Source organism: Gluconacetobacter azotocaptans, from assembly GCF_014174355.1.
GTDB classification, from domain to species: Bacteria; Pseudomonadota; Alphaproteobacteria; order Acetobacterales; family Acetobacteraceae; genus Gluconacetobacter; species Gluconacetobacter azotocaptans.
Map to the genome: position 1 here is coordinate 1 of NZ_JABEQF010000037.1, position 7,537 is coordinate 7,537.

At 68.1% G+C, this 7,537-nt stretch carries 4 protein-coding genes, 1 tRNA gene and 1 pseudogene; 1 reads left to right on the forward strand and 5 read right to left on the reverse strand.

Going from position 1 to position 7,537, the window contains the following annotated elements:
* The 4 genes from HLH34_RS18860 to HLH34_RS18875 all read right to left on the reverse strand — a co-directional run.
* Positions 1-3,841, reverse strand: a 3,841-nt coding sequence (locus HLH34_RS18860) for a beta strand repeat-containing protein (protein ID WP_342354521.1), incomplete at its 3' end; no start/stop codon positions are given.
* 262 nt (positions 3,842-4,103) lie between these two features.
* Positions 4,104-4,655: a GNAT family N-acetyltransferase gene (locus HLH34_RS18865; RefSeq protein WP_183121107.1), complete on the reverse strand. Its 552-nt coding sequence runs from the start codon at positions 4,653-4,655 to the stop codon at positions 4,104-4,106.
* A gap of 100 nt (positions 4,656-4,755) precedes the next feature.
* Positions 4,756-6,435, reverse strand: coding sequence for an energy-dependent translational throttle protein EttA (gene ettA / locus HLH34_RS18870; protein WP_183121108.1), 1,680 nt, complete (start codon positions 6,433-6,435; stop codon positions 4,756-4,758).
* Between the two features lie 83 nt (positions 6,436-6,518).
* Positions 6,519-6,592 (reverse strand) — tRNA-Ile (locus HLH34_RS18875).
* A 169-nt stretch (positions 6,593-6,761) separates the two neighbouring features.
* On the opposite strand from HLH34_RS18875, the gene ppa reads away from it, so the two are divergent.
* The gene (ppa, locus tag HLH34_RS18880; protein WP_183121109.1) at positions 6,762-7,286 is read left to right on the forward strand and encodes an inorganic diphosphatase; all 525 of its coding nucleotides are present in this window, start codon (positions 6,762-6,764) and stop codon (positions 7,284-7,286) included.
* A gap of 65 nt (positions 7,287-7,351) precedes the next feature.
* Here ppa and HLH34_RS18885 read toward each other — a convergent pair.
* Positions 7,352-7,537, reverse strand: a pseudogene (locus HLH34_RS18885) (alanine--glyoxylate aminotransferase family protein); the annotation flags it as partial.

The following is a 7,537-nucleotide window of genomic DNA, read 5'->3' on the forward strand; positions in this document are numbered from 1 at the left end:
CCGTGACGTTCAGCGCGCCGCTGTCCGTCACCGTGCCGCCGACCGCGCCGCCGTCCAGCGTCAGCGTGCCGTTGTCAGCCACATTTCCGGCGACCGAGCCGGACAGGTTCAACCCCGCGCCGGAAGCAATGGTCGTGCCGCCGGTATAGCTGTTGATGCCGCTCAGCGTCTCACTGCCGCCTGCGATGGTCAGCCCACCGGTGCCGCTGGCAACGCCGCTGAAACTATCGGCGGCATTGGTCAGGGTTAGCGTGCCGGCGAGGCTGGCAGTGCCGTTGCCTGCCAGCGAGCCGGCCGAACCGCCGTTGCCCGTGACGGTCAGCGCGCCGCTGTCCGTCACCGTGCCGCCGACCGCGCCGCCGTCCAGCGTCAGCGTCCCGGCGTCCGCAACCGCACCGGCGACCGAACCCGACAGGTTCAGCCCCGCGCCGGCCGCGATGGTTGTGCCGCCGGTGTAGCTGTTGGCGCCGGTCAGCGTCTCACTGCCGCCCGCGATGGTCAGGCCACCGGTGCCGGTCAGCGCACCCGCGTAGGTGTCGGCCGCGTTGGTCAGCGTCAGGGTGCCGTTAAGCGTACCGGCACCCGTCCCGGCCAGCGAGCCGACCGTGCCGCCGTTGGCGGTGACGGTCAGCGCGCCGTTGTCCGTCACCGTGCCGCCGACGGCGCCGCCATCCAGCGTCAGCGTCCCGGTGTTCGCGACCGCACCGGCCACCGAACCGGACAGGTTCAGCCCCGCGCCGGTCGCGATGGTCGTGCCGCCGGTGTAGCTGCTGGCGCCGGTCAGCGTCTCGCTGCCGCCGGTGACGGCGAGTCCACCGGTGCCGGTCAGCGCACCCGCGTAGGTGTCGGCCGCGTTGGTCAGCGTCAGCGTACCGTTGAGGCTGGCAGTGCCGTTGCCCGCCAGCGAGCCTGCCGAGCCGCCGTTGCCCGTGACGCTCAGCGCGCCGCTGTCCGTCACCGTGCCGCCAACCGCGCCACCATCCAGCGTCAGCGTGCCGGCGTTCGCGACCGCACCGGCGACCGAGCCGGACAGGTTCAGCCCCGCGCCGGAGACAACGGTCGTGCCGCCGGTGTAACTGTTGGCGCCGGTCAGCGTCTCGGTGCCGCCTGCGATGGTCAGGCCGCCGGCGCCGCTCAGCGCACCCGCGTAGGTATCGGCCGCATTGGTCAGCGTCAGCGTGCCGGCGAGGCTGGCAGTGCCGTTGCCCGCCAGCGACCCGACGGTGCCGCCGTTGCCCGTGACGGTCAGCGCGTCGCTGTCCGTCACCGTGCCGCCAACCGCGCCGCCGTCCAGCGTCAGCGTGCCGGCGTTCGCGACCGCACCGGTCACCGAGCCGGACAGGTTCAACCCCGCGCCGGAAGCAATGGTCGTGCCGCCGGTGTAGCTGTTGGCGCCGGTCAGCGTCTCGCTGCCGCCCGCCAGTGTCAGGCTGCCACCACCGGTCATGACGCATGTCGAGGAACCGGAGGCGCTTTGACAGGCCGAGGATGACGCCGCAGCCTGGCTGACGAGGCTGTCGTCGGTAATGGTGCCCGAGAAGATGCCGGACGCACCGGTCAGGGTCAGGTTCTGGTTGCCCAGCGACACGATGCCGTCACCCGACAACGAGGTGACGCTGGTCGTCGCGGCCCCGAATGTTACCGTGCTTTGACCCCCGGAGAACGTTATTCCGCCGTTTGCCGAAATATCGAAGATACCGTGATCCACCACGCCCGACGAACTGGGGAAGCTGGTCGGAGTCCCGCCCGAGGTCGGGCCCACGACCAGAGCCGTGCCGCTGCCGATGGTGGTCAATCCGGTATAGGTCCCGGTGGTGGAGAGGAGGGTCGCCACGGTGCCGGTGGCGCTGCCTGACGCGAGCGTCAGTCCGCCCCCTGTCCCGCCGGCGATCCCGCCATCGGTGATGACACCCATGGCCAGCCGATTTTGCGCGGCAGCCGTCACGCCACCCGCCAGTGTCGCAGCAGGGCCGGAAGAGCCTGCCGTCCCCGTCAGTGTCAGCGTCTTGCCGCCCAGCGCAATCGTGCCGAAAGTTGTCAGATCGGACACCGATGCGCCATTCGTCGTGCCGGAAATATCAAAGGTACCGGTTGGAGCAACCGACACGCTGGTCGATGCCGCGATACTGCCCGAGCCCGACAGCGCCAGGGTCCCACCGTTGATTGCAGTCGGGCCTGTATAGGTATTTGTGCCGGCCAGCGTCTCGGTGCCGCCCGACAGCATCAGGCCGCCGGTACCGGCCAGCGCACCCGCGTAGGTGTCGGCCGCGTTGGTCAGCGTCAGGGTGCCGTTAAGCGTGCCGGCACCGGATCCGGCCAGGGAGCCAGCCGAGCCGCCATTGCCCGTGACGGTCAGCGCGCCGTTGTCCGTCACCGTGCCGCCGACCGCGCCGCCATCAAGAGTCAGGGCGCCGTTGTCGGCCACATTTCCCGCGACCGATCCGGACAGGTTGAGGCCCGCGCCGGAAGCGATGGTCGTGCCGCCGGTGTAGCTGTTGGCACCGGTCAGCGTCTCGCTGCCGCCGGTGATGGCGAGTCCGCCATTACCCGCCAGCGTGCCCGAGAAGGTATCGGCCGCATTGGTCAGGGTCAGCGTGCCGCCGAGCGTGCCGACACCCGACCCAGCCAGCGACCCGACTGTGCCGCCGTTGCCCGTGACGGTCAGCGCGCCGCTGTCCGTCACCGCGCCGCCGACCGTGCCGCCGTCCAGCGTCAGCGTGCCGTTGTCAGCCACATTTCCGGCGACCGAACCCGACAGGTTCAACCCCGCGCCGGAAGCTATGGTCGTCCCGCCGGTGTAGCTGTTGGCGCCGGTCAGCGTCTCGCTGCCGCCCGCGATGGTCAGCCCGCCCGTGCCGCTCGCAACGCCGCTGAAACTATCGGCGGCATTGGTCAGCGTCAGCGTGCCGGCGAGGCTGGCAGTACCGTTGCCCGCCAGCGAGCCGGCCGAGCCGCCGTTGGCGGTGACGCTCAGCGCGCCGCTGTCCGTTACCGTGCCGCCGACGGCGCCGCCGTCCAGCGTCAGCGTGCCGGCATCCGCAACCGCACCGGCCACCGAGCCGGACAGGTTCAGCCCCGCGCCGACATTGATGGTCGTGACGCCGGTGTAGCTGTTGGCGCCCGAGAATATGACGCTGCCGCCCGTGCCGCTGTTGGCGATGGTCAGGCTTCCCGCCACCCCCGGGGTCGCATCGGAAATGACGCCGCTGAACGTGGATGAGAGACCGGCCTGGTCGATCGTGTTCGTGGCTGAGTTGTCGAGCGTGAAATTCTGGCTGTAGCCGGCATTCGCCTGATCGAGGGTGAGTGTGCCGCCCTGAAAAGCCGGCCTGACGCTGCTGCCGACCGTGCTGGCAAGATAGGACGCCTGAGCCGTATCAATACTGCTCATTTGGGGGGCGAATTCTGTCAGAAGCAGTGGATTGCCAGCCCCCCCGTTGGTCGACAATATAAAAGGCGAGGTTCCCCAAGGGGAGGACGGCGTCGAAAAGAACAGGTTGAAGTCGCCGCTTGACCCGCTTGGCGTCCCCCAGGCGCCACCGCTGGTGAGCTGCCCTACCAGTTCGGTGCTCAGATCGAGCGGACTCGCCGTCCACCAGTAGACCATCTGAAGGTCGGCCAGTGTCCAGGTGCCGTTTCCGGAACTCGCGCCGGTCACCGTGACGTCCAGGCTCTGGATTGAGCTTGTGATATCCGGACTCTGATCGAACGACGTGAGATCCAGGGTGATCGTCCCTGTCGCCGACGCATCATTTCCGAGCGTCGCACCCGACCACGCCAGATCGTAGGTCCGATAGACATCCGCCCGGGCGTCACGGTACGTGGGCAGCAGGGAAGCCACGCTGCACAGCAGGGCCACCCGCAGCGACGGCGCGCGGCTTGCACGGTGGATATTTGACGTTTTTATGTAAAATGAATTTTCTTTTGCCTGGGAAACATGAGGCTTGTCTTTTTTGATTTTCATTTTAACCAGACGTATAAGTTTTATTGAGAAATCTTATATCCGATAACACCCCCAAGGATTAAGTCAATACCATCTTGTAATGTTTCGGGCCTTTGTGCCGGCCCGATTCAGGGGGCGACAGCAGGCCGCCCCAGCCCGTTCAGCCGCCGCCGGGCCGGCGCGGCGGCAGGGACAGCGGCAACTCATGCCGCGCCGGGCGGACGCTTTCGTAGACCTGCATCTTGTGCCCGTCGCGCATGAAGCTGTCGCACGGCGTCATGCCGATGCCGCCCAGGATGGTGCGCGAGGCGATGTTGGTGTCGCGCGTGACCGCTACCACCCGCCGCTGCCCGGCATCGTGCGCGAAATTCAGCACTACCGACGCGGCCTCGCGCGCCAGGCCGCGACCCGCCGCCCAGGGCCATAGCGCGAAGCGCAGGCCCATGCCTCGCCCGTCGGGCCGTTGATGCAGGCCGGTCATGCCGATGAACCGGCCGTCTTCGCGAATGGCGAAGATGCCCACCCCGCAGCGCGCCCAGCAGGCCAGGTCCTCGGCCATCTCGATCTCGGCCTGCTGGCGCGAGCGCACGCCGCCCAGCATCATGGCGAACGCGCCGGCGTCGGCCTTCAGGCGGGCCATGTCCTCCATGTCCCGCCACGAGACCGGTTCCAGCACCAGCCGCGGGGTGCGGATCTGCCCGCCCGCGATCATCGAGCGACCTTCCCGCCCCGCCATCCATACCGGCCAGCCCCACGGCCCGCGATTGGGGTGCCGGTCGTGGACGCGCCCGGCGGGCGGGGCAGAGTCTGCCTCAGCGTGCGAGGGGTCGGTACTTGATCCGTCCGGGTTCGGTCGCATCGGGGCCGAGTCGGCGTCGCTTGTCCTCTTCGTAGGCCTGGAAGTTCCCCTCGAACCATTCGACATGGCTGTCGCCCTCGAAGGCCAGGATATGCGTGGCCAGACGGTCCAGGAACCAGCGGTCATGGCTGATGATGACCGCGCAGCCCGCGAATTCGGCCAGCGCGTCTTCCAGCGCGCGCAGCGTATCGACGTCCAGGTCGTTCGTCGGTTCGTCGAGCAGGATGACGTTGCTTTCCTGGCGCAGCATCTTGGCCAGATGCACGCGGTTGCGCTCGCCGCCCGACAGGATGCCGACCTTCTTCTGCTGGTCCGCGCCCTTGAAGTTGAAGGCGCCGACATAGGCGCGCGACGGCACCGCGCGCTTGCCCAGATAGATCACGTCGGTCCCGCCCGAGATTTCCTCCCAGACCGACCTGTCGTCGTCCAGGCTGTCGCGGGACTGGTCGACATAGCCCAGCTTCACGGTCTCGCCGACCTTCAGCGTGCCGGAATCGGGCTGCTCCTGCCCCACGATCATGCGGAACAGGGTGGATTTGCCGGCACCGTTCGGCCCGATGACGCCGACGATGCCGCCCGGCGGCAGCCGGAAGCTGAGGTCGTCGATCAGCAGCCGGTTGCCGAAGGCCTTGCGCAGGTCCTCGGCCTCGATGACCGTGCCGCCCAGGCGGGGGCCGGGCGGGATGACGATGTCGGCGACGCCGCCGGCGCGCTCGGCGTTCTGGGCCAGCATCTCCTCGTAGCGGGCGATGCGCGACTTGCTCTTGGCCTGCCGGGCCTTGGGGCTGGAGCCGATCCATTCCTGTTCGGCGGCCAGGGCGCGCTGGCGCGCACTTTCCTCTTTTTCCTCCTGGGCCAGGCGCTTGCGCTTCTGCACCAGCCACGAGGAATAATTGCCCTGGAACGGAAAGCCCCGGCCGCGCTCCAGCTCCAGGATCCAGTTGGTGACGTTGTCGAGGAAGTAGCGGTCATGGGTGATGACCATCACTGTGCCCTCGTAGTCGCGCAGGGTCCGCTCCAGCCACGCCACGCTTTCGGCGTCCAGATGGTTGGTCGGTTCGTCCAGCAGCAGCAGGTCGGGCTTTTCCAGCAGCAGGCGGCACAGCGCCACGCGCCGGCGCTCGCCGCCCGACAGGCGGGTCACGGGGCTGTCGGCCGGCGGGCAGCGCAGGGCGTCCAGCGCGATGTCGATCTTGCGGTCCAGTTCCCAGCCGTCGCCGGCCTCGATCTTTTCCTGCAGTTCGGCCTGCTCGGCCAGCAGGGCGTTCATCTCGTCGTCCGACATGGGCTCGGCGAACTTCATCGAGATTTCGTTGAAGCGATCGACGGCGATCTTCAGGTCGCCGAAGCCCAGCGCCACGTTCTCGCCCACCGTCAGGGACTCGTCCAGCTTGGGCTCCTGCTCCAGGTAGCCGATGCGCGCGCCCTCGGCGGCCCAGGCCTCGCCGCCGTATTCCTTCTCGATCCCCGCCATGATCTTCAGCAGGGTGGATTTGCCGGCGCCGTTGACGCCCAGCACGCCGATCTTGACCCCCGGCAGGAAGGACAGGGTGATGCCCTTGAAGACCTCGCGCCCGCCCGGATACGCCTTGGTCAGGTCCTTCATCACATAGACATATTGCGTGGCGGCCATGACGAAGGCTCCCGGATCAGAGAAAAAGAAGAATGTCGCCGGCCCGCGTTCCCCCAAGGGCGCACGCGAACTGTGCGGCGGCCTGCGCCCGGCAGGACTTGAACCCGCAACCAAGCCGTTATGAGCGGCCCGCTCTGACCAATTGAGCTACGGGCGCGCAGGCCGCCCCTGACTTCGCGCATGTGCGACGATTTGGCAAGGTCCCGCGCGCGTCGCCGCCGGCATTTCTACGCCCGGCGCGGGCGGGTGGCGGGTGCTTGGCAAGGCGGGCGCGCGTCGATAGGTTCGCAGCATCTTTCATGTTCCGTGAAGTGTGGAGCCCCGCCATGGATGTCTCGAAGCTTTCGCCCGGCAAGGACGTGCCGTTCGATATCAATGTCGTCATCGAGATCCCGCAGGGGTCGTCGGTGAAGTATGAAATCGACAAGGACAGCGGCGCCGTCGTCGTCGACCGCGTGCTGTTCACGCCGATGGCCTATCCGGCCGCCTACGGCTTCATCCCCGGCACGCTGGCCGCCGACGGCGACCCGGCCGACGCGCTGGTGCTGATCCCCGCCCCGGTCGTGCCCGGCGCCGTGATCCGCGCCCGGCCGATCGGCATGCTGCGCATGGAGGACGAGAGTGGCCAGGACGAGAAGATCGTCTGCGTCCCGCACGACAAGGTGAATCCGTACTATTCCAAGGTCGAGAAGATCGCGGACCTGCCGGAGATCCTGATCCAGCAGATCGAGCATTTCTTCACCCGCTACAAGGACCTGGAAAAGGGCAAGTGGGTGAAGGTGGCCGGCTGGGCCGGGCGCGAGGAAGCGGGCGAAGTCATCCGCGAATCGCTGGCCGCCGCGCAGAAGTAACACCCGCCCCGGGCATGGTCCGCCGGACCTTGCCCGGGCGCACGACCACCCCTACCGCACGGGGGTCACAAATCCTCGTACGCAGCGCGTGCGGCATCGACGGCGGCGCCGGAGGCCAGGGCGTGGCCTTCCTGGCGCAGCACGGCCTCCAGCGCGCCCAAGGTCAGCAGCACCTTGTGCTTCATGGCGTTGTAGCCCATGGCGCCGATGCGCCAGATCCGCCCGGCCAGCGGCCCGAAGGCGGTGCCGAT